Annotated in this window: 24 protein-coding genes; 19 read left to right on the forward strand and 5 right to left on the reverse strand. The window is 57.1% G+C overall.

Annotated features, from left to right (window positions below; genetic code table 11):
• Positions 1 to 42 precede the first annotated feature (42 nt).
• From EGX79_05215 to EGX79_05245, 7 genes are all read left to right on the forward strand, one after another.
• Positions 43 to 660 (forward strand): TIGR03085 family protein, encoded by a 618-nt coding sequence (locus EGX79_05215; protein ID AYX81633.1) that lies wholly within the window; start codon positions 43 to 45, stop codon positions 658 to 660.
• Between the two features lie 105 nt (positions 661 to 765).
• Positions 766 to 4,062: a DNA translocase FtsK gene (locus EGX79_05220; protein ID AYX82734.1), complete on the forward strand. Its 3,297-nt coding sequence runs from the start codon at positions 766 to 768 to the stop codon at positions 4,060 to 4,062.
• A gap of 235 nt (positions 4,063 to 4,297) precedes the next feature.
• Complete coding sequence (locus tag EGX79_05225) at positions 4,298 to 5,431, forward strand: TerC family protein (protein AYX82735.1); 1,134 nt, start codon at positions 4,298 to 4,300, stop codon at positions 5,429 to 5,431.
• Between the two features lie 31 nt (positions 5,432 to 5,462).
• Positions 5,463 to 6,029 (forward strand): CDP-diacylglycerol--glycerol-3-phosphate 3-phosphatidyltransferase, encoded by a 567-nt coding sequence (gene pgsA, locus EGX79_05230; GenBank protein ID AYX81634.1) that lies wholly within the window; start codon positions 5,463 to 5,465, stop codon positions 6,027 to 6,029.
• A 24-nt stretch (positions 6,030 to 6,053) separates the two neighbouring features.
• Positions 6,054 to 6,596, forward strand: coding sequence for a nicotinamide-nucleotide amidohydrolase family protein (locus tag EGX79_05235; protein ID AYX82736.1), 543 nt, complete (start codon positions 6,054 to 6,056; stop codon positions 6,594 to 6,596).
• Between the two features lie 51 nt (positions 6,597 to 6,647).
• Complete coding sequence (locus EGX79_05240) at positions 6,648 to 7,082, forward strand: XRE family transcriptional regulator (GenBank protein AYX81635.1); 435 nt, start codon at positions 6,648 to 6,650, stop codon at positions 7,080 to 7,082.
• 141 nt (positions 7,083 to 7,223) lie between these two features.
• Entirely contained in the window at positions 7,224 to 8,051 is an 828-nt protein-coding gene (locus tag EGX79_05245; protein ID AYX81636.1) for a PspA/IM30 family protein, read from the forward strand.
• Between the two features lie 5 nt (positions 8,052 to 8,056).
• Here the strand turns inward: EGX79_05245 and EGX79_05250 are convergent, their stop codons facing one another.
• From EGX79_05250 to EGX79_05260, 3 genes are read right to left on the reverse strand one after another with little or no spacing between them, the layout of a single operon-like run.
• Positions 8,057 to 8,677 (reverse strand): energy-coupling factor transporter transmembrane protein EcfT, encoded by a 621-nt coding sequence (locus EGX79_05250; GenBank protein AYX81637.1) that lies wholly within the window; start codon positions 8,675 to 8,677, stop codon positions 8,057 to 8,059.
• Positions 8,674 to 9,375, reverse strand: a complete 702-nt coding sequence (locus EGX79_05255) for an ABC transporter ATP-binding protein (protein AYX81638.1) — start codon at positions 9,373 to 9,375, stop codon at positions 8,674 to 8,676. The genes EGX79_05250 and EGX79_05255 overlap by 4 nt, the downstream gene beginning before the upstream one ends.
• A gap of 34 nt (positions 9,376 to 9,409) precedes the next feature.
• Positions 9,410 to 10,027 carry a biotin transporter BioY gene (locus EGX79_05260; protein AYX81639.1) on the reverse strand — a complete coding sequence of 206 codons (618 nt, stop codon included), beginning with the start codon at positions 10,025 to 10,027 and terminating at the stop codon, positions 9,410 to 9,412.
• A gap of 79 nt (positions 10,028 to 10,106) precedes the next feature.
• On the opposite strand from EGX79_05260, the gene EGX79_05265 reads away from it, so the two are divergent.
• The 5 genes from EGX79_05265 to EGX79_05285 all read left to right on the forward strand — a co-directional run bounded on the left by EGX79_05265 (position 10,107) and on the right by EGX79_05285 (position 14,808).
• Positions 10,107 to 10,340, forward strand: a complete 234-nt coding sequence (locus tag EGX79_05265) for a DUF3046 domain-containing protein (protein ID AYX81640.1) — start codon at positions 10,107 to 10,109, stop codon at positions 10,338 to 10,340.
• 316 nt (positions 10,341 to 10,656) lie between these two features.
• Entirely contained in the window at positions 10,657 to 11,760 is a 1,104-nt protein-coding gene (recA, locus tag EGX79_05270) for a recombinase RecA (GenBank protein ID AYX81641.1), read from the forward strand.
• A gap of 43 nt (positions 11,761 to 11,803) precedes the next feature.
• Entirely contained in the window at positions 11,804 to 12,412 is a 609-nt protein-coding gene (locus EGX79_05275; protein ID AYX81642.1) for a regulatory protein RecX, read from the forward strand.
• A gap of 106 nt (positions 12,413 to 12,518) precedes the next feature.
• Positions 12,519 to 14,066: a tRNA (N6-isopentenyl adenosine(37)-C2)-methylthiotransferase MiaB gene (miaB, locus tag EGX79_05280; protein AYX81643.1), complete on the forward strand. Its 1,548-nt coding sequence runs from the start codon at positions 12,519 to 12,521 to the stop codon at positions 14,064 to 14,066.
• Positions 14,067 to 14,091: 25 nt separating this feature from the next.
• On the forward strand, positions 14,092 to 14,808 hold the full coding sequence (locus EGX79_05285; GenBank protein AYX81644.1) for a hypothetical protein: 717 nt from the start codon (positions 14,092 to 14,094) through the stop codon (positions 14,806 to 14,808).
• A gap of 165 nt (positions 14,809 to 14,973) precedes the next feature.
• On the opposite strand, the gene EGX79_05290 is transcribed toward EGX79_05285, so the two are convergent.
• Positions 14,974 to 16,338 carry a DUF349 domain-containing protein gene (locus EGX79_05290; protein ID AYX81645.1) on the reverse strand — a complete coding sequence of 455 codons (1,365 nt, stop codon included), beginning with the start codon at positions 16,336 to 16,338 and terminating at the stop codon, positions 14,974 to 14,976.
• Between the two features lie 161 nt (positions 16,339 to 16,499).
• Here EGX79_05290 and EGX79_05295 point away from each other — a divergent pair, with 161 nt between their 5' ends.
• The 3 genes from EGX79_05295 to EGX79_05305 all read left to right on the forward strand — a co-directional run bounded on the left by EGX79_05295 (position 16,500) and on the right by EGX79_05305 (position 19,128).
• The gene (locus EGX79_05295; protein AYX81646.1) at positions 16,500 to 17,204 is read left to right on the forward strand and encodes a hypothetical protein; all 705 of its coding nucleotides are present in this window, start codon (positions 16,500 to 16,502) and stop codon (positions 17,202 to 17,204) included.
• 66 nt (positions 17,205 to 17,270) lie between these two features.
• Complete coding sequence (gene miaA / locus EGX79_05300; GenBank protein ID AYX82737.1) at positions 17,271 to 18,173, forward strand: tRNA (adenosine(37)-N6)-dimethylallyltransferase MiaA; 903 nt, start codon at positions 17,271 to 17,273, stop codon at positions 18,171 to 18,173.
• Positions 18,174 to 18,204: 31 nt separating this feature from the next.
• Positions 18,205 to 19,128: a diaminopimelate epimerase gene (locus tag EGX79_05305; protein ID AYX81647.1), complete on the forward strand. Its 924-nt coding sequence runs from the start codon at positions 18,205 to 18,207 to the stop codon at positions 19,126 to 19,128.
• A gap of 57 nt (positions 19,129 to 19,185) precedes the next feature.
• Here EGX79_05305 and EGX79_05310 read toward each other — a convergent pair whose 3' ends face one another.
• Positions 19,186 to 19,965 carry a hypothetical protein gene (locus EGX79_05310; protein ID AYX81648.1) on the reverse strand — a complete coding sequence of 260 codons (780 nt, stop codon included), beginning with the start codon at positions 19,963 to 19,965 and terminating at the stop codon, positions 19,186 to 19,188.
• Positions 19,966 to 20,258: 293 nt separating this feature from the next.
• Between EGX79_05310 and EGX79_05315 the strand changes: the two genes are divergently transcribed.
• From EGX79_05315 to hflX, 4 genes are all read left to right on the forward strand, one after another.
• Positions 20,259 to 20,516: a ferrous iron transport protein A gene (locus EGX79_05315; protein ID AYX81649.1), complete on the forward strand. Its 258-nt coding sequence runs from the start codon at positions 20,259 to 20,261 to the stop codon at positions 20,514 to 20,516.
• Positions 20,517 to 20,559: 43 nt separating this feature from the next.
• Positions 20,560 to 22,545 (forward strand): ferrous iron transport protein B, encoded by a 1,986-nt coding sequence (gene feoB / locus EGX79_05320; GenBank protein ID AYX81650.1) that lies wholly within the window; start codon positions 20,560 to 20,562, stop codon positions 22,543 to 22,545.
• 102 nt (positions 22,546 to 22,647) lie between these two features.
• Positions 22,648 to 22,965, forward strand: coding sequence for a hypothetical protein (locus tag EGX79_05325; GenBank protein AYX81651.1), 318 nt, complete (start codon positions 22,648 to 22,650; stop codon positions 22,963 to 22,965).
• A gap of 147 nt (positions 22,966 to 23,112) precedes the next feature.
• Positions 23,113 to 24,594, forward strand: coding sequence for a GTPase HflX (hflX, locus tag EGX79_05330; protein ID AYX82738.1), 1,482 nt, complete (start codon positions 23,113 to 23,115; stop codon positions 24,592 to 24,594).
• Positions 24,595 to 24,674 lie beyond the last annotated feature (80 nt).

A 24,674-nucleotide genomic window follows, 5' to 3' on the forward strand; every position in this document is an offset into this window, starting at 1 on the left:
GTGTGGATGCGGGCTTCTCCGTGCCTGGTCTAGGCTGGAGCTATGACTTTTGCTGAACGGGAACGTGAAGACCTAGCTAATCTACTGCTCAGCGTCGGCCCCGACGCCCCGACCTTGTGCGAGGGGTGGACGACCCGGGATCTTGCCAACCACCTGTACATTCGTGAAAACCGTCTGGATGCCGCGGGCGGGATGTTCGTCAAGGCGCTTTCGGACCGCCTCGATGCTGTTACCGCTGAGGTCAATCGAATGCCCTACGTCGAAGTGGTGGGGAAGTGGGGTAGTGGTGCTCCGCGATGGAATCCAATGAACTGGGCAGACCGCTACGTCAACGCTGCGGAGAACTTCGTCCATCACGAGGATGTCCGTCGTGCCCAGGAAGGCTGGACCGTTCGTCAGCTGCCGCCCTCCGGAGTGTCGGACCTGTGGCGTCTGGTCACTACTGCCGGCCGTATGATGTTGCGCGGTTCGACCTCGACCGTGGTGCTAATGCGTGACGACGGAGTTGCGGTGACCCTAATCGACAACAGTGCTAAAGGTGCTCCAGTTGTGACTGTCCGCGGAAGCGTCGGGGAACTGGTGCTGTGGCTCTATGGCCGTGACGAGGTACGCGTCACCATCGACGGTGACGAATCGGGCATCAAGCGCAACAGTCTTTAAAATCACGTTCTCAGTTCTGGACGGTCGCGACAGCACGCCTGTTAAACAATGACACGCGTGTGACTAATGTGAAAACGATCCGGTGTTAGCTGTAAGGTAATGGTCATGTCTGCGACCAGCCGAACCAGAACTGACAATCGTCGTGGATCTTCCCGCTCTGCGGAGACAGATGCCACGCGGCGATACCCCGTGCACAGCGCCACGGAGGAATTCGAGCGCACTCCTAGCGCCATGTCGTTCGTGGCCAATAGCTTGGCCAGCGCCTGGACTGAAACTGCCCGCGGCGTGGCCGGTCTTGCCCGGCGGGTCAGCGGTCGCAAAAATAAGCGAAACGAAGAGGAGAATATGTCGCGGCGCGAAAGAGACGCCGATTTTTCGACGAAGCCCCGTAGGAAGCGTCGTAAAGCAGCTAGCGGCTATGACGATGTAATTGAACCGCCGGCACCGGCCTCCGTGCCAGCTGACGAGTTCGACGCAGACTTCGATGAGGGTGGCGAACCGGGATCGAAGGATGGCCTCGCACTACTCGTGCTGGCGTTGGCGATTGTGCTCGCTGGCTCGACATGGTTCCACCTGGCAGGGCCAGTGGGGGAGTTCATTGAAACGGCAGTGCGCACGCTCATTGGTATCGGCGCTTTTGTACTTCCGGTGCTGCTCGGTGTTGTTTCCGTATTAATGATGCTGGATGCTATGCCGCGCCGTGAACGTCTGACACCTACCATCACTGGAGCTTCGCTGATCGTGGTGGGGCTGCTCGCAATTGTGCATATCGGCTCGGGTCGTCCTGCGGACTGGCAGGGGCGACGTGCAGCTGGTGGCGCAATTGGTGGTTATATCGGTTCGCCGCTAGCAGCCGGGTTTACCTCGTGGGTCGCCGTGGTTTTGTTGCTGGGTATCGTTTTTTACGGCGCTCTGGTGCTCTCTGGCGCGACGGTGCGCCAGCTTATCGATGCCACTAAGGAATACTTCAACTTTTCCGAGTGGTCTTCGCGTCGTGCCGGCGACGAGCCGGAATCGGACGATCCCTACGGCAATGTCGATGACATGCTGGAACGTCGTGCGAGCTGGGATTCCGATACCGCATATGCCGATGAGGACTTTGACCAGCCGACGCAGCTAATTGAGCGTCGCCCAAGCCACAGCAGCCGCACGCAACATTCCTCGTCTCGTTCGACCGGTCGCCCTGCTTACCGAGCGTCCCGCCGTGGCGCGGATAGCCGTATATCCGCACCCGAACCCGCGCCTTACGACGAACCGGATACTGACGGTAACCTCTACGATCTTTTGGACGAAGAGCCGCAGAGGAACCGACAGGCTCCGCGACGTGCCCGTCAGGTTGAGGATGTCGACTACGATTCGGCAAAGACCACAGTGTTCGATGTCCGGAATGGGGCACCGCACTCCAATCGAGTTTCCCCAGTGGAGCCGGCGTTTCCGGCAGCTGAGTACGTGGAGGAAGCTCAGTCGGATGCAGTACATCGCGACACCGCTGAGACAGAATCGACTATTCCAGCTGTCGGGGGCACGAACTACCACGCTGTCGACGAGGATTATGACGAGTACTCCGAGTACCCGACGCAGGAGGCTGCTGCAGCTAATAACAGCGAACGGAATTGTGTTTCCGATTCCCGAGCTCCGAAACAGCCCGCTGTTCAACCTGAGGCCGTAGAGCCGGCGAGCGCGCCGCAGGGCGAGTCGTCTGTCGATGATTCGCGGGATGCAGTGTCTGAGGCTACCCGCCGCACAATGGATGCCATTGCCGCTCGTTCTGGTATCGATGCCTCTAAGATTCCGGCCACAACTCCGAAGTCTGAATTGGAAAAGGATGCCGAGGGTACTTCCGGTTCGTCGGCACGCACGCCGGAATCTGACTACCACCTGCCATCGACTAATTTGTTGATTCCAGGTGAGCGTCCCAAGACACGTACGGCGACGAACGACCGCATGATTGAGGCGATTACTGAAGTATTCGCAGAATTCAAGGTCGATGCTGCGGTGACTGGTTTCTCTCGCGGTCCGACGGTGACTCGCTACGAGGTCGAGCTTGGCCCGGGCGTGAAGGTCTCGAAGATCACGAACCTGCAGTCCAACATTGCCTACGCGGTAGCGACCGACAATGTCCGCTTACTGACTCCGATTCCGGGAAAGTCGGCCGTTGGTATCGAGGTGCCGAACAACGACCGTGAGATGGTTCGGCTTGCCGACGTACTCAACGCGCCCAAGACCGTTGCGAACGATGACCCGATGCTGATCGGTCTCGGTAAGGATATTGAGGGCGAGTTTATCTCGCACTCCATCCAGAAAATGCCGCACCTTCTCGTTGCCGGTTCGACCGGTTCGGGTAAGTCCGCGTTCGTAAATTCGATGTTGGTTTCGCTGCTGACTCGTGCGACCCCGGAGGATGTCCGCCTGATTCTGGTGGACCCGAAGATGGTCGAGCTGACTCCATATGAGGGGATTCCTCACCTGATTACGCCAATCATCACTCAGCCGAAGAAGGCCGCGGCGGCTCTGCAGTGGCTGGTTGAAGAGATGGAACAGCGCTACATGGACATGAAGGCCGCCCGCGTCCGTCACATCAAGGACTTCAACCGTAAGGTCAAGTCCGGTGAGATTACGACCCCACTTGGCTCGGAGCGCGAGTACCGTCCGTACCCGTACATTGTCTGTGTCGTTGACGAGTTGGCAGACCTGATGATGACCGCACCCCGCGATATCGAAGATGCGATTGTGCGCATCACGCAAAAGGCCCGTGCTGCCGGTATCCACTTGGTGCTGGCTACGCAGCGTCCGTCTGTGGATGTGGTCACCGGCTTGATTAAGACGAACGTGCCATCGAGACTGGCATTCGCTACCTCGTCGCTCACGGACTCCCGCGTCATTCTTGACCAGGGCGGTGCTGAAAAGCTCATTGGTATGGGCGATGGCCTGTTCATCCCACAGGGTGCAGGCAAGCCGCGACGTCTTCAGGGGGCCTTCGTCACAGACGAAGAGATTCAGGCAGTAGTCGATGCAGCTAAGGCGCAGGCCGAGCCGGATTACACCGAGGGTGTCACGGAGGATAAGAGTGCTGAGGCTGAGCGCAACATTGACCCCGATATCGGAGATGACCTGGAAGATTTGCTTCAGGCAGTCGAGCTGGTGGTCACCGCACAGCACGGATCGACCTCGATGTTGCAGCGCAAGATGCGAGTCGGTTTCGCCAAGGCCGGTCGACTGATGGATCTGATGGAAACTCGCGGAGTGGTTGGACCGTCAGAGGGATCTAAGGCACGTGAGGTGCTGGTCAAACCAGAGGAGCTCGAAACCATTAAGTGGATGATCAAGGGCGCAAACCCGGAGGATGCTCCTAAGGAAGAAGTAAACGTAGTCGACGCTGATCCGAATCAGTCTATGGCGTAGGACGACCCAGCCTTACCGCCGTTTCTGATTGCGTGTATAGTCGGCACACGTGGAGGGGAGTATCCCCGGTAAAAGTGGATGTTTTCCGCTAGCCCGTGACGGTTATCGTCAGCACGGATTGGACGCACAGACTCGTCTTGCGCACATCGAATCCCGGTGCCGTCACTTTTGCCACTATGGCAGAAGCAGGAGAGACCTCCGGTTCATGTTCGCACGACCGGAGGTCTTTTTTAATATGCATGTCCCCGCATTGGTATGGATTATCACCATTGTGGTCGTCATGGGTTTTATCGCCTTTGACTTCTATGCACACGTTCGCACGCCGCATAACCCAACTATGAAGGAAGCCGGCATCTGGACCGCTTTCTACGTAGTCTTGGCATTAATTTTCGGCGGAATGGTGTGGTTGTTATGGGATCACCACCGAGGCATTGAGTTTCTATCGGGCTATATCACCGAAAAGGCGCTCAGCGTAGACAATCTATTTGTCTTTGCACTCATCATCGGCGCATTCAAGATTCCGCGCCAGTACCAACAAAAGGTTTTGCTGTTCGGTATTGCGATGGCGCTGGTATTCAGAGGCCTGTTCATTTGGGCTGGTGCGGCAGTTATTGCCAAGTGGTCTGACGTTTTCTACCTGTTTGCAATCTTCCTGATTTACACGGCTATCAAGACGGTGTACGACGAAGCCGTCGATAAGCCGGAACCCGATCCGTCGGATATGAAGCTGATTCAATGGCTGCGTCGAATCGTCCCAATTTCGGACCATTACAACAAGGACAAGCTGACCGTTAAGGAAAACGGCAAGCGTTACTTGACTCCACTTGCCATCGCGCTGGTGTCCATCGGTTTTATCGATGTGATGTTTGCGTTTGACTCTATCCCGGCTATCTACGGCCTGACGGATGAGGCATATATTGTCTTTACTGCAAATGCCCTTGCTCTCATGGGTTTGCGACAGATGTACTTCCTGCTCAACGGTCTGCTGGATCGCTTGGTGTACCTGGCTTATGGCCTGGGTGTCATCCTTGCCTTTATTGGTGTGAAGTTGCTGTTGCACGCACTGCATGAAAACAACCTGCCGTTTATCAACAGCGGTGAGAACGTGTCGGTGCCTGAAGTATCGACCTGGGCGTCGCTGGCGGTCATCGTCATCGTTCTGGTGGTGACTGTCCTGGCATCGTGGCTCAAGATCAAGCGTGATGAAAACATGGGTGCGATTGCCTTTCCGCGTGTTCACCACGATGATGATGGAAGCCGCGATGGCCTCGGCTCTCACGCTTCCTCTACTTCTGTCAGTGAGGGGTCAGCGTCGGCCGGCAGCGAAACTAACGGTTCACACACCGGTAAGAACGAGCCTGGGCGTTAATCGAACACGATTGTGAGATAAGGTAACAACTGTGACTGCTCCAAGTGCTGATACAAGCCGTGTTTCCAACTGGAACTTGCCCAATTTCCTGACCGTGCTTCGCATCCTCGGAGTACCGGTGTTCCTGTGGGTACTTCTTCAGGAGGGCGGCGAAGCCACCAATTGGCGCTGGTGGTCGTTTGTCGTATTCGCGCTTCTGATGGCGACTGACAAGTTGGACGGGCACCTCGCACGTAGCCGTAACCTCATTACCGACTTTGGCAAGATTGCCGATCCGATTGCCGATAAGGCTCTAATGCTGGCTGCGCTGATTGGTATGAACATCATCGACATTCTGCCGTGGTGGGTGACTGTCATCATCGTGATTCGCGAAGGTGGTATCACCATCTGGCGTATGTTCGCCCTGCGTCAGGGGCGTGTTGTTCCGGCTTCTCGGGGCGGCAAGATAAAGACGGTCCTGCAGTCTGTAGCAGTGGGGCTCTTCCTGATGCCAGTGGACTGGTTGTTCTGGCCGTCCTGGATTGTGATGGTTGCCGCCATTGTCGTCACCGTCGGTACTGGTATCCAGTACATTGTGGATGCGCGAAAGGTCTCGTAGAGAAATTAAGTGGAGGGTAAAGCTGTGAACACAGTCGAACGCCTCGCCCAGAGCGACGAAAACGCTGACGGTGTCGATGGCGTTTCGCTTCAACTCGTCCAAACGCTTACGGCTCGTGGCGAGACTTTTGCAGCCGCAGAATCACTTACCGCAGGTCTTCTCTGCGCTACAGTTGCCTCCGTACCGGGAGCCTCCGCCGTTCTCCGCGGTGGCGTGGTCACTTACGCCACTGACACGAAGGCGTTGCTTGCCGACGTGCCAAAGGATGCTTTGGCCGCATATGGCCCCGTGTCCGAGTTGACGGCCCGGTATATGGCACTTGGAGTGGCAAATAAAGCAGTGGCGGACTGGGGGATTTCGCTAACTGGCGTTGCTGGTCCAGCGATGCAGGATGGGCACCCAGTAGGTGAAGTCTGGTGTGGTCTGAAACCGCCGGGAGTTTCGTACCTTGATGGGGTAACTGCTGTTAGGTTGCCGGTGAATAAAGAGGGGTCGCGCGCGGAGATTCGTCGTCAAGCAGTGGTATTGGCGTTAGAACTGTTGTTGCAGAATCTCGACGGTGAGTAGAATTTTTGAAAATTGGGAACAGGTCGGCCTTCTAAAGCGTTAGAGAAAGTGATGACCAACAATACTGCACTTATGACCATTCGCTACCCAGAGGTAGATAGCGCTGCCGCTTTCGAAGCTTCCATGGATGCCACAGCACCGTCGGCGCGGGTGGCTGTAGGGGAGCAGCCTGGATCGGTTGCAAAGTTAACGGCACAGGATTTGGCGGAACGGGGAGAATCCCGTGAGCCACTCCTGCGAGAGGCACTGGGGGAGACGCTGCGTGATATCCGTTCGCGCAGTGGACAGACGCTGCGTGAGCTTTCTGAAAATGCGGCTATTAGCCCTGGTTATTTGTCTGAGCTTGAGCGTGGACGGAAAGAAGTCTCATCTGAGCTGCTGGCGTCGGTATGCGCGGCGCTTGGTGTGACGGTGTCGGATTTGATGATGGAAGCAGCCACAGCGATGGCCCTGCATTCGGCGAGCCCAGAATTGGCAGCGATGTAGAAATTGGTTGCGGCGGTGGAATTTCATTCCATTGCTCCGGTACTTAGCACCCGAAGACGCTCGGCTTTAGTTAAGATTGGGTGCGCGATAAGCACAGACCTGCTTTGAGGTAGTTGCAATAAGAAAGGTGTATGGGACGCTATGGCTAATCCATTTGTAAAGCTGTGGAATTACTTGATGGCCGCTTTTGATTCCAAGATTGAGGAAAACGCTGATCCGAAGGTGCAGATTCAGCAGGCTATCGAGGATGCCCAGCGGCAGCACCAGGAACTATCGCAGCAGGCAGCGGCGGTGATTGGTAATCAGCGCCAGCTGGAAATGCGCCTTAACCGTCAGCTCGCTGAGATTGAGAAGCTGCAGGGGAACACTCGTCAGGCATTGCAGCTCGCTGACAAGGCTCGTGCTGAGGGGGATACCGCCAAGGCTACGGAGTATGAGAACGCAGCTGAGGCTTTCGCAGCTCAGTTGGTTACTGCTGAGCAGTCGGTAGAAGATTTGAAGGCTCTGCACGATCAGTCGCTGCAGCAGGCAGCCCAGGCTAAGAAGGCCGTCGAGCGTAATTCCATGCAGCTGCAGCAGAAGGTCGCGGAGCGCGCAAAGCTCCTCAGCCAGCTGGAGCAAGCAAAGATGCAGGAGAAGGTCTCTGAGTCCCTGCAGTCGATGAATCAGATTTCTTCGGGGGCTACACCTAATCTGGATCAGGTTCGTGACAAGATTGAGCGTCGTTACGCTAACGCTCTTGGTCAGGCTGAGCTGGCTCAGAACTCGGTTCAGGGGCGTATGGCTGAGGTAGAGGCCGCAGGCGTTCAGCTTGCTGGGCACTCTCGCCTGGAGCAAATCCGCGCAGAAATGAACGGTGGCAACGAGCTCTCTGGTGGCGAGGCTCAGAAGTCCATCGAGGGAAGCGCTGCCTCCAACGTTGACCCTGCTGTTGCTGAGCGCATGCGCCAGCTGCGTGAGGGCAATTAATTCTCCTACTCACCTTCGCCACGTGCGATTAGCGAATCACCCATTGCCTTCGAGCGATTAATGGTTCGGATGACCACAGGTACGCCGAAGGCAATGATTGAGCCGGCAGCCCCTCGTGCTTTTCGAGCCTCCAGTACCTCGGCAGCGGCCATAACCTGAAGCGGAATCATACGCAGCGTCAGCGATAGTGCGAGCGCGATGGTGTCGACTGGTAGGCCGAAACGGGCGAACGGCTTCATCGCAGTGGTCAAAGTATCCATGATGTCGCTGACGCGGGTCGTCAGCGTTAGCAATATTGCCGCTGCGATTGCGGCGAGAAGCGCGAGGAAGGTCGTCAGCGCTTGCTCACCCCCGGCGCGCCACCACAGGAGAAGGGAAAGCAGCGCCAAAATGATTACGGCTCCACGGAGCTGTCGGAAAGCAACCATCGGTGGCACCTTGGCCACCGCATAAGCGAGGGTGACAATTGCCAGGGCAATCGCCCCGCCTAGCCAGGTATCCACGAGAATCCCGGTGAGCAATAAAAATGCGATGACTATGATTAGTTTGGGGGCCGTCGGGAGCCTGTGCGCAGGCGACTTATGGTTGAGGTAAAGCCCTAACGGGACATCGGCCGGATGAATCATGAGCGGCCTTCTTCCGCACGAGTCATATCGCTGACGTATCGGTCAATAACTTCCTTCGGCGCACCGTCGTCGACGATTTCTCCTGCGCTTACGCGGATAACCCGGTCGAAGTCCATAAGAAAATCCAGATCATGAGTGACCACGATAATTTGCTGCTCAAGCTGGGCGAAAATACTCCGAATGTGGAGACGATTGCGCAAGTCGAGGAGCGTAGTGGGCTCATCGGCAATAATGGTCGTGGGATTAAGAATTAACACTGCCGCCAGCGCCAGTAGCTGTTTTTGTCCACCCGAGAGCAAGTGTGGCGAGGCGTCAGCATGATTGGCGAGCCCAAATCGCTCAAGAGCTTCCTGCACCAGCTGGTTGCGCTCATCCTTTGGCAGTTTTCGCTTGCGTAGTGAAAAGGCAATGTCCTCTGCGACTGTCGGCATCACAATTTGGTTATCCGCATCAGAAAAGATGAAGCCGACATTCTTGCGAATTGCCTTTGCCTGCTTTGCGACATTCATGCCCTCATACGTGACCGTGCCACCAGTGACCGGGCCCAGGCCGTTAATGAGTCGCACCAGCGTGGACTTACCGCCACCGTTTTCGCCGATAATGCCAATGCGGTTCTCTGTGAGAGTTAGCGTGGTCGGCTTCAGTATCTGGCGTCCCGAATAGGTTGCGGACGCGCGGTCAAAAGCGATGGTGGGCATAGTGCGACTCGAGACCCTTTCTAATTCTGTGGGGTTAATTGCCCGAGGTGGCTGCTTCCTTAACCAAACGACTTTGCTTACGGTTGGCAGCGTCGGGAAGCAAATCAGGGAAAGCCTGCAGTACGGCAGTAGCAATAAGCGCGGCTACGACAACCTTTGCCACGTCGCCTGGGATAAACGGGACGTTGGTAATCAGTGCGTCGGTGAAGCTAAGTCCCATACGCCAAGTCAATCCGACAGATCCGAAGAAGTACTGTAGTAGAACTCCGACGAGGCCTGCGCCGATGAAGACGCTGATTCGTGAAACCTTCGCCCGTGGTGCTTGCTGGGCAATCGCGCCGATTGCGAAACCGGCAATTAAATAGCCGACAATGTAACCCACGGTAGGGCCGGGGAGTGCGGCGAGAAGTGGTTTCCAGCCCGCCATGTTTGGGACACCCACGAGACCAACAGCCAGGAACAGGGTAGTGGCGAGGCCGCCACGTTTGAATCCGAGAATCATCCCGGCCAGTGCGATGCCCATGTTCTGTAGCACGATTGGCACGCCGAGGCCGCCAACGGGAATGGCAATGCCGCCGAGCACGATGATTAGTGCTGCGAAAGCAGCGATAATAGTGAGGTCATACACCTTGGAATTATTCACAGCTCTCATCTTAAACCCCTGAGTTGAGCACTGTTCAGGCAGGGGGCCGGGGATTCGTCTATGCAAAAAGGCGCCCAGGTAGGTATCAGTGACAGGTATCTTGTACGTTGGTCTCATGCGATTGGCCGATTTTCACAACTTCGTCAACCACGAATTTGGGCCTCAGCACGGTCCGTGGCTGTTGCATTCCCACGTACTGATGGAATATGGAAAAACTCCCGCGGAACTGCTCGAGGACGGGGTCGAACCTCGGGATATCTGGTGGGCGCTGTGTAGGGAACACGATATTCCTGAAGACCGCTGGTACGGTCCTGACGAATAGGTTCCGGCGTAGACGACGGTGAATGCTTGCCGACGGCTCTTGCGTGTCGTTGCCATTCGAACAGGGTTTCGCATATTATCGAAAGTGCTGATGAAGTCAATCCGTCTGATTCGGTATAACTTCCGGGTGTAACCGGCAGTAGAGGTGTCGCGGACCAATTTGGAACCGGAACGGCTAGTTTCGCGCCTAATTAAGTGTGAGCGAAGTTTCTGTTTTGGATGAAAATCGGGAGACACATTCTCTGAGTACGGCTCCAGAACCCGATACCGTACGCGACAATGACCGCGACAATGACAATGAGGAAGAACAACGAACTATGGCTCGTAAGAAGGCTACGGCTTCGAACCAGGGCAATGATCGCCTGAAGGCGCTCGATGTAGCTCTGGCGAACATTGAGAAGGACTTTGGTAAGGGTGCAGTTATGCGCCTGGGGGACGACAATCGTCCTCCAATTCAGGTTATTCCCTCCGGCAATATCGCTATCGACGTGGCCTTGGGCCTGGGCGGGTTCCCGCGTGGTCGTATCGTAGAAATCTATGGTCCAGAATCCTCAGGTAAGACCACAGTCGCACTGCATGCTATTGCAGAGGCGCAGCGGCAGGGCGGTATTGCCGCATTTATTGATGCGGAGCATGCGCTGGATCCGGTTTATGCGCGCAAGCTTGGAGTAGATACGGACAACCTTCTGGTATCCCAACCAGATACCGGTGAGCAGGCACTTGAGATTACAGATATGTTGGTGCGTTCCGGTGCTATTGACATCATCGTGGTTGACTCGGTGGCCGCGTTGACTCCGAAGGCTGAAATCGACGGTGAAATGGGCGATTCCCACGTTGGCCTGCAGGCGCGGTTGATGAGTCAGGCGCTGCGCAAGATGACTGGTGCGCTGTCCCACACCGGCACCACTGCCATCTTCATTAACCAGCTGCGTGAAAAGATTGGCGTCATGTTCGGCTCTCCTGAGACCACCACGGGTGGTAAAGCACTGAAGTTCTACGCTTCCGTTCGCTGTGACGTACGCCGAATTCAGACGTTGAAGGACGGCCAGGATGCGGTGGGTAACCGCACGCGCTTGAAGGTAGTCAAGAACAAGGTGTCGCCGCCGTTCAAGCAGGCAGAGTTTGACATCATCTACGGCGAGGGCATTTCGCGTGAGGGCTCGTTGATTGACATGGGCGTTGATAACGGCATTGTCAAGAAGTCCGGTTCGTGGTTTACCTACGAGGGCGATCAGTTGGGTCAGGGCAAGGAAAAGGCTCGTATGCACCTGCGCGAGAATCCAGAAATTGCCCAGGAAATCGAAGTCAAGATTAAGAAGAAGCTCGGTGTCGGGGAATTCGCGGAGGTCGAGGATGAGACCGATATCGATGCCCCTGTCGATGTCGTGCCGGACATCGACTTCGATGATTTGGAAGACTAGCTAGCTCACGGCGTAGTGCCGCGACACACGAAAAGAGAGGACCGTGGAGGATCGTAACGGCCGCGATGTGCGGGAGACTATCGAAAAGCTTGCTCAGCAGATTGCGGAAGCTGACGGTGGTTCGCTCTACGATGCGGGTCGTGAGGAATCCAAGGCCCCGATTCGTGCTAAGGCACTGCGCTTGCTCGATCAGCGAATGCGTTCCCGCAAGGAACTCGTAGAAAGGCTCGAGGCAGTCGAGGAGTTTCCAACCTCGATGATTGAAGAAGTCGTTGATGACCTGACCCGAAGTGGATTGGTTAATGACGAGCTTTTCGCATCCGAATGGGTGCGGCAGCGCTTTGCCAGTCGCGGCAAGTCGAAGATGGTTTTGAACCGGGAGCTGCAGGAAAAAGGCATTGATGCTTCTCTTCGTGCAGATGCGTTGGAGCAGATTACGCACAACGCGGAAGAAGAAGTCGCCCGGAAGCTAGCGGCGAAGAAAGCGGCCACTATTAAAACAGTGGCACCTGACTTCAACTCCAAGCAAAAGGATTTACGCAAAGTCGTCGGTGTGCTGGCGCGGCGCGGTTTCCCCTCTGAATTGTCCATGAGCATTGCTCGGGATCAGTTAGAAGAGCGATACCGGGAACTCGAAGAGGACACAGATTAGCGCCGGTGCCACCGCACGCCGGATTAGCACGCCGGCTGCGGACCCGTCAGGTTTAAAGGGGTCGCTGATTGGGGAAATGGGCCATAAACAGCTAACCTAAACTGCCGTGACTACCCCTTCTTTGAACTCTCAGCAGCAGTCTTCGCCTCGCACATATGAGGTACGTACGTTCGGTTGTCAGATGAACGTCCATGACTCGGAACGACTGTCTGGCTTGCTGGAAGAAAACGGTTATGTAGCGGCTGCAGAAGGCGATAATCCTGATCTGGTCGTTTTCAACACCTGTGCCGTTCGAGAGAATGCGGACAATCGCCTCTATGGCACATTGGGACAGCTCAAACCGGTCAAGGATGCTCACCCAGGCATGCAGATTGCCGTCGGTGGCTGCTTGGCCCAGAAGGATAAGGACGTCGTCGTAAAGAAGGCCCCATGGGTGGACGTAGTCTTCGGCACGCATAACTTGGGTTCGTTGCCAGCTTTGTTGGAACGCGCCGCTCATAATGACCGGGCTGAAGTCGAGATTAAGGACGCGCTGGAAGAATTTCCCTCGGTGCTGCCGGCCAAGCGTGAATCCACTTACGCAGGTTGGGTGAGTATTTCCGTAGGCTGCAATAACACGTGCACCTTCTGCATCGTCCCCAGTTTGCGTGGTAAGGAACGCGATCGTCGTCCGGGCGAGATTCTCGCTGAGGTACAGGCACTCGTGGAGCAGGGCGTTACTGACGTCACCCTCCTCGGACAGAATGTCAACGCCTATGGTGTTAACTTCGCCGACCCTGACATGGAACGCGACCGCTCGGCTTTTTCCAAGTTGTTGCGCGCCTGCGGCCAGATTGAGGGGTTGGAGCGCGTGCGCTTTACGTCTCCGCACCCAGCTGAGTTCACCGATGATGTCATCGACGCTATGGCGGAGACACCGAATGTGGTTCATCAGCTACACATGCCACTACAGTCCGGTTCCGACCGAGTGCTGAAAGACATGCGCCGTTCCTACCGCACCAAGAAATTCCTGGGAATTCTGGAGAAGGTTAGGGAAAAAATGCCGGACGCGGCCATTACCACTGACATCATTGTCGGTTTCCCAGGCGAGACCGAAGAGGACTTCCAGCAAACTCTCGACGTGGTGGAAAAGGCTCGTTTTAGCTCGGCGTTCACCTTCCAATACTCGCCTCGCCCGGGAACTCCGGCGGCGACCATGACTGATCAGGTTCCACCAGAGGTTGTGAAAGAACGCTATGGTCGGCTGCTAGCGCTTCAGGAGCGTATTTCCGAGGAAGAAAACGCCAAGCTCGTCGGTCGGGAAGTTGAGCTGCTGGTCAGCCAGTCCGATGGGCGTAAAAATGCGGAGACTCATCGCATGTCAGGTCGGAGTCGGGATGGCCGCCTGGTGCACTTCAGCCCGTCGGAAAGCGAACCAGGCGTCGTCGACCGCAAGATTCGCCCAGGTGATTACGTGACAGTGCGTGTGACCGACTCCGCACCGCACTTCCTCATTGCTGACTCCGGTGTGCTCACACACCGCCGCACTAAGGCGGGGGATAATGTAGAGGTCGGTCAGACTCCGACGACCGCTCCGATTGGAGTTGGTCTGGGCTTGCCAAAGATTGGACGCCCGGAGAAAACGAGTGTAAGTGAGGGATGCGGCTGTGAGTAGTGACAAGGCTTCGCCGGAAAGTGATATGGAATCCACTAGCGAGCAGTCGGTGGAATCCGCGCAGGCGTTGCGGGTTCAGGAGCGCAAGGCCGCTGGCGAGCTGGACCTCGGCCGTGCGGAGATTCCGATGATGGTTGCCGTCATCGGCCTCATTACGAGTTTCTTCCTTCCGCACTCGGGCGTTGTTTTGGGCTTTGATGTGTTGCTGGATACGGATGTTGCGCATCAGTACTTCACGACTCGACCGGAGCGAATTTACTCCATTCTCGTGGTGGTAGGTGTCTTGCTAGCTATTGCCACGCTGATTACGCGGACGACGATTCTCGCATTCGTCACCTGGTTTTTTGCCTGTATTCAGATGGTCTACTCAGTCTTCGCTGGTTGGATGCGTCAGTCTCGTCCACAGGAACTGGCCGGCGAGGGTATTTCCTTCGGCCTGATGCTCGGTATTTTCTGCAGTTTTCTACTGGCCATCTCCGTGACTTTCATCGCTTTCCGACGTAGTAAGGAGCAGCTCGCAATCGCGACGAAACGTCGCAAGCACGCTGACACCGATCCGGTACTGCGCGCGCAGCAGGTTTACCTGCGGGCGGGCCTGACCCCGAATACGACTACGGATGTTGAGGTCGTCGACGACCGCCGTGAACGCGCTCGCCGACGCAATCGTGTCCAGCAGGGCAGTAGCGCGGATAATGTCTCTCAGCAGACCGGCGAAAAGGACGAACAGGTCAGCGACGAGTAGTGAGACTTTTTAACTAGCGCAGTAAGTATGGGGCTCTCTTCCATTCCGGAAGAGAGCCCCTTACTTTTAACCATCGACGCGTTGCCAGCGCGTAGCTGAGCCAGGATTCTGTTGCGGACGCCGGAGAGCGAGAACCTGCTTCCCCCGACACACAACTAGCTTCTGTTAGAGCTCCTTGAGAGTCTCCGCGGCCTGCTCTGCCCACTGGTGCCACTGCTCGGCCTGTTCACGGGCCTTGGCGGCCTGAGAAGTCTTGCCCTTCGCCTCGAGTTCGGCAGCCTTCTGCTCAAACTCGGCCGCGCGGTCGGCGAACTGTTGGACGCGAGCCTGCGCTTCGGGGTCGGTGCGGCGCCACTGCGAATCGGCCGCGTCCGAGACGCGCTTTTCCAGTGCGCCAATGCGGTTTTCGTACTCGCGCACACGACCGCGCGGTACAAAGCCGATGGCATCCCACTTCTCTTGCAGATGACGTAGTTCGTTGCGAGCGTGCTCGAGGCCCTTGGACGGATCAATGCGGTCTTCGTACTCGGCCAGCAGGGCATCCTTGGCTGCGGCGTTTTCCTCGAACTCCTTGTCGCGGGCGGCGTTGACCGCATTACGAGCACCAAAGAACTCGTCCTGGGCGGCCTTGAACTGTGCCCAGAGCTTGTCGTCCACCTCGCGTGGGGCTCGACCAGCAGCCTTCCACTCAGCCATCAAGTCGCGGAAAGCAGCAGCGGTGCCACCCCAATCAGTGGAAGACTTTAGCGCTTCAGCTCGCTCAATGATGTCCTCTTTCGCGCGGCGAGCTGCAGCACGGTTGCGATCCAGCTCCGCAAAATGGGAACCTCGGCGGCGGTTAAAAGAATCGCGTGCACGGGAGTAACGGCGCCAGAGCTGGTCATCAGTCTTGCGGTCGATTCCGCGGATCTGCTTCCATTCCGTGAGAATCTCGCGGATACGGTCGCCGGCGACCTTCCACTCGGTGGAGTTCTCCGCCAATTCTTCGGCTTCTGCAGCGAGCTCCTCCTTGCGAGCGATGGCCTTCTTACGGCGTTCTGCCTTGTCATGTGCGACCTTCTCCTCCGCGACATGGGAGGAGGCGATAACCTCTGCAAGGCGCTTATCCAGCGCATCGATATCGCCAAGAACCGTGGCAGTAGCGAGGCTTTCACGCAGTTCAGCGGCGTTGTGGGAAATGGTCTGTGCCTCCTGTGGGTGGGAGGCAATGCGAGACTCCAACAGCTCGACTTCGGTGGCCAGATCCTCGTAGCGCTTGCCGTAGTGGGCATAGCCCTCTTCCACGGTGCCGGCCTGCCAGGAACCAATATTGCGCTCACCGGCGCTGGTGATTAGCCAAACAGTGCCGTCTTCGTCAATACGGCCAAACTTCTTCGGGTCATTGTGGACAGTATGTGCCGCAACAGCCGATCCTGCGGGCGCTGCAGCAGCTCCAGGGGCCTTACGATGAGCCGGCATCGCGCCTGGTCGAGGCCCTGGACGTGGACCCGGGCGTGGACCTGGCTTAGGGGAATTGCTGGTACCGGTCATAGTAGGTAAACCTCTTCCAATCTTCATGCAGAACTGCCGCGCGACACGGCTGCCATCAAACACTTGCGGTATCAGTTCGAGTATCCCAAAAATTCTGGCACAGCGCGCGTAACCCCGCCGGAATAAGGCATCGGCTAGCCCCTCACGGTAGCGTTGAGGACGTGAATTTCCGTTTTCCTCGGCTTGTTATCGTTCCGCGTGCGCTCCTCATCGTCGAGGAGCTGGGCGGTTCTGCACCCACTGCCACGGAACTGCGGAAGTGTGCCCGACAGGCCGTCGCAACGCTGTGGGCACATGACGAACCCGCGGAGCCCGGCGCGGTCGCCATCATCACCGGCACGTTGCCGGAGGAGCCATCGCATGAGCCCAACAAGCCGGGAAGTTTCCGCCCGTATGGGGTTGATGTCACGGTGTCCGGCGGTACCGAATTGCCAGAGCTGCTGGGACGCTGGCTCATCGAAGACTACGCGCGACGTATTCCTGCCGGTCACACTGGCCACATTCTTCAGTCAGCGTGCTTCGAATCCATCGCTGAGGCGCTCGGTGCCGGTTACACGCGTCTGCTCGTGCTTGTCGACGGCGCATTCGGTCTTGCGGACGAATCCCCGGTCGGCGCAATTGAGGGCGCAGCGGAAGTTGATGCGCTGTGCAGCCAGATTGCGGGTCAGGAGTGCTCCACCGTTAACGTGGAAAATGCTGAGTTTCCAGCTCCTGGCGAGTACGCGGCCGAGTTATGGCTGCAGCTGAGCAAAGCTGCTGAAAGCTGGAATGGGGTAGGAATGGCCGTCGTAAAGCGTGTGTACTATGACGGCGCGCCCTACGGCATCGGTTACCACGTGGCCAGCTGGCTGTGTGTTGCGAAGTAATAGCGTGCGTTTTCAAGTTTGTGCAGGAGTGTGAACTGAGTAGTGACGGCTTTCGAGAGTGAGAGCTTGCCGGTGCCGATTGCGGTGGTCGGACCGACGGCGTCGGGAAAGTCGGATTTGGGGCTGGTGCTCGCGGAGCAGCTTGGTGGTGAGGTCGTCAATGTCGATTCCATGCAGCTGTATCGAGGGATGGATATCGGGACCGCGAAGCTGTCGGTGGACCAGCGGCGGGGGATTCCGCACCATCAGCTCGATGTGCTGGATGTGATGCAGCCGGCGAGCGTGGCGACGTATCAGCGTGAGGCAGTCTCGGATGTTGAGGCCATTCGTGCGCGGGGGAAAGTCCCCATCCTTGTCGGTGGGTCGATGATGTATGTACAGGCGTTGGTGGACGACTGGCAGTTCCCACCTACGAACCCTGAGGTGCGTGCGAAGTGGGAGGCGGTGCAGAACGAGATCGGGCCGGCGGCGTTGCATGACCGGCTCGCCGAGATCGATCCGGATGCGGCGGCGATTATCGAGACCAACGACCCGCGGCGCACCGTCCGGGCGTTGGAGGTCATCGAGCTAACAGGAAAACCTTTTGCGGCGTCGAAACCGTCGATAGATAAGCCCCCGCGGTGGAACACTCGCATCCTGGGATTACGCACGCAGGCGGAATGGCTGAATCCGCGGATTGAACAGCGCACCAGAGGCATGTTTGCCTCCGGCCTGGTGGAGGAAACTGAGGGTTTGATTGCACAGGGGCTGCGCGAAGGCGTAACTGCTAGCCGTGCGATTGGTTACGCGCAGGTACTGGACTATTTCGATGGCGTTTACGACCTGGATACGGCCTGTGAACGCACGATTACTGGGACTCGGAGGTATGTGCGGCGGCAGCGTTCCTGGTTCAACCGTGATCATCGAATCATGTGGCTTGACGCGGCCGGTGATGTGCCGGGGCAGGCTTTTTCTGCGCTTGGGCTTTAGCCGGTTCGGCTGTCCCGCTAGCATCGAGGGCATGGTTTCATTCGCCAAAGGCCACGGTACGCAAAACGATTTTCTAATTTTCCCAGATGATTCGGTGTCGCTCGATTTGACCGAGTCGCTGGTCGCGGCAGTGTGCGATCGACAGCGTGGTCTTGGCGCTGACGGCGTTCTACGAGTTGCCCGTGCGGGGAAACTCGTGGATGCCGGTATCTTGGCGGCACTGCCGGAGGGGGTTGAAGCCGACGATTGGTTTATGGACTACCGCAATGGCGATGGCTCCATCGCCGAGATGTGTGGTAACGGTGTCCGCGTCTTTGCGCACTATGTTGCCGCAATTCACAGTCCGGATAGTGTCGTCGACGGAACTCTGCGGGTGGGCACTCGAGCAGGGCTGCGCGCTGTCTCGATTGATGAGCTCAGCCGCAGGCACGCGGTTGTCGGGGTAGACATGGGGCAACCGGAGGTGCTCGGTGTGGCTACTGCGTTCATTGGTTCGGGCGAGACTGCACAGAAATTCGCCGGGATTGGTGTTGACGTGGGAAATCCGCATTTGGCCTGCGTTATGCCTGGTCTGAATGCCGATACTTTGGCACAGCTTGAGTTAGAGGCGGCGGGTAGTGCCACCAAGCCGGTGCGTGCCGACGAAGCCATGTTCCCGAACGGCCTCAACTTGGAAATTGTCACCCCGCTGGATGCCTCTGATTCGGTATCCATGCGAGTGATCGAACGGGGAGTGGGTGAGACCCGCTCGTGTGGAACCGGTACGGTTGCAGCGGCTATTGCTGCGCTGACCGATGCCGACCGCACCGAGGGAGCGGTGACGGTCAAGGTGCCCGGTGGCGTGGTGACCGTGGATGTCCACGAGGCCAGCAATACCGATGGCGCCTTCTCGGCGATCTTGACCGGTCCGAGCGTGATTCACACGCTTGGCAAAATTGAGCTGGAAGCCCTGTGAATGGTAGCTAGCGCAACGGGGCTGGCGGGTTAGTCGAAGCGGGCGCGAGTTAGCGAACTAGTGTCCGCCGCAACCGCCTTCGCCACAACCACAGCCACCTTCACCGCAACCGCCACCGCAGCCCTGTGGCGGGATGATTTCACCCGTCAGCAAGAAAGTGCCCGAGACAACCATGCCCGGCTGAGGCGCTTCGTCGCCACCGGGGACGAGCACATCCATGGGAGTCGGTAGCGCAAGGTTGAGCACCCAGAACTTCTTTCCAGTTAGCTCATTTACATGCTTGCGAGAGTTGTTGATAACACCAGCCAGCTTGACAGTGGCGCTGGGGGAGGCCTTGCCAACCTGGTCGCCGACAATCGCCTTGGCACCTGCAAAGTCGAGGGTTGTCGGAGTTTTGCCAGTGCGCTTCTCGTAATCCTCAGAAGATGCGTCGAGAGTGAATTCAGTTGCCAACGCGGACAGTGCGACATGCTCGAAGGTCTGTGTGCCGGCATCAACGATCATCGGTCCCTGCGACAGTAGACAGCAGGCGACCTCGATGACCTTGTCAAAATCGTCCGAAGACGGGTCATCCTCGACAATCTCCACCAGCGCCAGGACATCGTCCACACTGGAGACATGCGCAGTGACGGTCGGGCTGCCCGCGAAACCTGCGTAGGTAGAAAATGGTTCAACACCCAGGATGTGCAAGCGCGCGCCAGAGGAATCTTCGAAACGGACCAGCTGACCACCGCGTACCTCGCCGATAACCGAGAGATTGTCGCTGGCAATCGCGGCCTCCATCGCGTCTCGCCAGCTTGGGTAGTCCATGCCAATGCTTCGCAAGTCAGTAGTCATAACTTCCGATGATACTTCCCATATCTTCAACTGCGAACTAACGAATCGCATGGGAGTAAGTTAAGTTCCGCAGTTCACCTGGCCCCAAGTCCTCACACTGCGTCCACACTGCGTCGACAATTCGAACGAGGCTAACGGTTCTGCCATCCTAAATAGGCAAATGTTAAGTGTGAGATAAATAACCTTCCTTAGGTGTACCCGGTTTATTGCATTTAGGCGTACCTAAGAGTAGGCTGGCCTTCATAAACATCATTTGTTTAGCTTAATTCTTATCGATATAAGCGAGGTCTCTCATGCTTGGACTGCGGTCTCGAAAACAGTCGGATGACGTTCAGTCGCTTGCTGACGTCCCGGTGGGGGCAACCGTCACTCTGGGCGCGTCGCATGTGGATGAGCGCCTGTGCCGCAGGCTTTCACAACTCGGGCTTCGCCCCGGAATGAGTGTCACTGTCGGACGGAGCACCAGTGGCGGTGGACGTATCGTCCATGCTGGCGCAACGCGTTACGCCATCGATGCCAGCACGCTGCGCAAGATGTCCGTCGCGGGTTAGTACCCTACATTCCTTTTCCTCACATTCTTCCTGAAAGTTCACAATGACAACACCTACGGATTCCTCAACGCGAAAATTCGCATCCACGCCGAGCTGTCATGCTTGTAGTGGTGGAGCGCCAGCAAAAGATGGTGCACCTGTTGTCGCAGTTGTTGGCGCACCGAATTCCGGTAAGTCAACGCTGTTTAATAGTTTGACTGGCGCGAAAGCGCAGATGGGCAATTGGCCGGGCACGACCGTGGAGGTCAGCCGTGGCGCATGGAAGACTGATGTCGCTGAGTACGATGTCATTGATTTCCCTGGTGCCTACTCGCTGGATGCCATGAGCCCGGACGAAGAGCTCACTCGCGAGATGCTCATCGAGAAACCAGAGGGAGAACGCCCCGACCTCGTCGTAGTTGTGGTCGACGCTACGGCTTTGGGGCGTAGTCTCTATATGGCTGCGGAATTGGCGGAACAGCCTCAGCGCATCGTTCTGGCCCTGACCAAACTCGATGCGGCTGAGGCCAAGGGCATCGATGTGAATCCGGACGCATTGCAGTCAGCTATGGGTATGCCGGTGGTGGCGCTAGATCCCCGTCGTAAAGCGGGAATGACACGGTTGGCCGACGCAGTAGCAGCAGCTCTGGACGGATGTAGTTCGGTGCTGTCGCCGATTCGTCAGGCGGATGGCGAATCGATTGAAAGCTTGGACGAGGCACGCTTTGCCGCTATCGATGCAGCCGTCGCGGCCTCAACAGGCGGGGTAGAGGATCGCCAGACGTTCTCCGACCGCATTGATAACGTGGTTCTTCATCCGGTGCTCGGACCGATTGTGTTCCTGGCGGTCATGTGGGCAGTCTTCCAAATCACGACCACGGTAGCGGCTCCGCTCCAGGACGGTTTGGAAACCCTTATTACCGGTAACTTCGCAGATTTGGTTACCCGCGGCTTGGAAGCGATGGGATGGAATCATCCGATTGTCACGGGGCTGCTTGTCAACGGCATTATTGGCGGTGTCGGTATGGTACTGACCTTCGTTCCTCTGATGGCACTCATGTTCCTGTGCCTCGCGGTGCTCGAGGATTCAGGGTATATGGCGCGTGCAGCCGTGGTGGCCGACCGTGTCATGCGTGCAATTGGTCTTCCGGGGAAGGCATTTATTCCGCTCATCGTCGGCTTTGGTTGTAACGTGCCAGCGATTTCGGCGACACGTGTGCTGAGTAATCCGCGCCACCGTATATTGACGGCACTACTGGTTCCGTTTACCTCCTGCTCGGCGCGCCTAACCGTGTATGTCATGTTGGGTGCGGTGTTCTTCCCGGAACACGCGGGCACAGTTGTCTTCGCTATGTACGTGATCTCGATTCTGTTGATTGTCCTAACCGGCATTGCACTGCGTAAGACCCTGTGGCGCACCATGCCGTCGGAACCGCTGGTCATTGACCTGCCAACCTATCAGTTACCGACCGCACGACTGGCACTATCTGTGATGTGGATGCGACTGAAGGGCTTCCTGCAGACCGCTAGTGGAATCATCGTCAGCACTGTCATCGTCGTTTGGCTACTGATGTCTATCCCGGTTGTCTCCGGGCACTCCTTTGCCGATGAAGACCTGGCACCGCAGGACTCCGCATACGGTGCAGTCAGCGCAACTATTGCTCCTGTGTTTAACCCGGCAGGTTTCGGCACATGGTCCCTGACAGGTCCGTTGGTGACGGGCTTTGTGGCCAAGGAAGCCGTCATTTCTACCTGGGCACAGACCTATGCAGTAGAGGACGTCACCGACTCGGATTCGACCGAACAGGCCTCCAGCCCACTCGCGGACAATATTCGACGTGACTTTGACAATGCATCCGATGGGCACGGATTGGCAGCAGTCTGGGCATACATGATCTTCCTGCTGGCTTACACACCGTGCGTGGCTACGCTCGCGGCACAACGTCGCGAGATCGGCTTGAAGTGGACGGGCTTCGGTTTGCTAGCGCAGCTGGTCGTAGCATGGGCACTGGCCGTGATTGTTTTCCAAGGGTTGAAACTGTTCCTGTAAAGCCGCGTAAATTCCTAGTAGCTTCGGCCAAGCTACTAAGTCACACTTGCGAACTAGAAATCAGGTCCAACAAGAATTCCGATACGGAAAGGAGCTATCGCCGTGGGACTCTTTAGAGCCAGGAAGAATACGACGGTTACTCGTCGGCCTTCAGAAGCTGTCCAAGATGCAATTGCGCAGGGTATTAGCTCCCGACGCAAAATCTGCGAAATCACCGGCCTGCAGCGAACAACGGTAGACCTCATCCTTGACCGAATGGAACACACCGGCCAACTGCGAAGGGAATCCCTCGGCGGCATGTGCCCAGGCGGAGGCTGCTCCAACTGCGGAATGTCCGACAGTGGTACGTGTGCTGGCGGTAGTTCTAATAGTGGTCCGGTCGCACTGGTTCTGACTCGCAGGCCACCTTCTGCAGCCTAAGTCTTGAGCTTCGGCTCGGTATTCTCCGCACACAATGCGGAGAATTTGGCTTGTCATGCGACAATAGCAGCTAGTATGACGAATTTTTCCAACAGCTTTGATGAGGTCAGCGACGAAATGTCGCAGCAAGCCAGCACCTCGCACGAGATGGACGATTTTTTCATCGACGCTAATGATGCTGACAAAAGCGCCGATAGTGCCTCCGGGGATGCGTTCGCGACGAACGTCGGCACGCAAAGGGAACCTACCGTCGGTGACTTGGATCTGGAGGCGCGATCCTCTCTGCGCCGGCTGACCAGGTCAGTAGCGCATACTGAGTCTGAAGAGGTGATGGTCGAGTACCGTCAGCTCCGACTGGAACGCGTTGTGCTGCTCGGTGTCTGGACATCCGGGACCCTACAGGAAGCCGAAGTGGCGATGGATGAACTCGCTGCGCTGGCGGAGACTGCAGGTTCGGACGTTTTAGAGATGGTGCTGCAGCGCCGCGATAAGCCAGACCCTGGTACGTACGTGGGATCTGGCAAGCTTAACGAGCTTCGCGATATTGTCGCCTCTACCGGCGCAGATACAGTTATTTGCGACGGTGAGCTGTCTCCTGGCCAATTGGTGGCGCTGGAGGACCGGCTTGACGCCAAGGTTATTGACCGCACCATGCTGATTCTGGATATCTTCGCTCAGCACGCGAAGTCCAAGGAGGGCAAGGCGCAGGTTTCGCTGGCCCAGATGCAGTATCTGTACACGCGTCTGCGCGGTTGGGGTGGCAACCTGTCGCGTCAGGCTGGTGGTCGCGCGGGCTCCAACGGCGGCGTGGGTCTGCGTGGTCCAGGTGAAACTAAGATTGAAACCGATCGTCAGCGACTACGCCAAGATATGGCGCGGATTCGCAAGGAATTGGCTGGCATGAAAACTGCGCGTGAGATTAAGCGCGCACGTCGTAAGGCTGGTCACCTGCCGCGCGTGGCAATTGTCGGATACACCAACGCGGGGAAGTCTTCGTTGCTCAACGCACTGACAGGCGCTGGTGTGCTGGTGGAGGACGCGCTGTTTGCAACGCTAGATCCGACGACTCGTCGCACCAAGCTTCGCGACGGTCGCACGGTGATTATGACCGATACGGTCGGATTTGTGCGTCACTTGCCGACGCAGCTCATTGAAGCTTTTCGCTCGACCTTGGAAGAGGTACTCGAAGCCGACGTCATCATGCACGTCGTAGACTCCTCTGACCCATTCCCGCTGGAGCAGATTAAGGCTGTCAACAAAGTCATCAACGAAATCGCGGAGGAAGAAAACGCCGAGATTCCGCCCGAACTGTTGGTAGTCAACAAGGTTGACAAGGCCGATGGCATCACTCTGGCCCAGCTACGCCACCAGCTCGATGATGCGATATTTGTCTCTGCGCGAACGGGTGAGGGGATTGGTGAACTGGAGACCCGACTCGAGCTTGCTCTCAATGAGCTGGAGTCTCACGTTCACATGTTGATCCCCTATGACAAGGGCAATATTGTCTCCATGCTCCACGAAGATGCGACCGTGCTGTCGGAAACATGGACGGAGCAAGGCACCCAGATGGACGTGCGTTTGCCCACTAGCCTCGCGGATGAACTGTCGGCATACCACTTCGAACCGTAGCGGGAACTGCGGTGGGCATCCACTAGCATTACAACCATGAATTCTACTTCTGACGCGGAGACCCAACAGGGAACCTCCGC

Origin of the sequence: Corynebacterium jeikeium, from assembly GCA_003955985.1 — a bacterium.
Taxonomy (GTDB): Bacteria; Actinomycetota; Actinomycetes; order Mycobacteriales; family Mycobacteriaceae; genus Corynebacterium; species Corynebacterium jeikeium_D.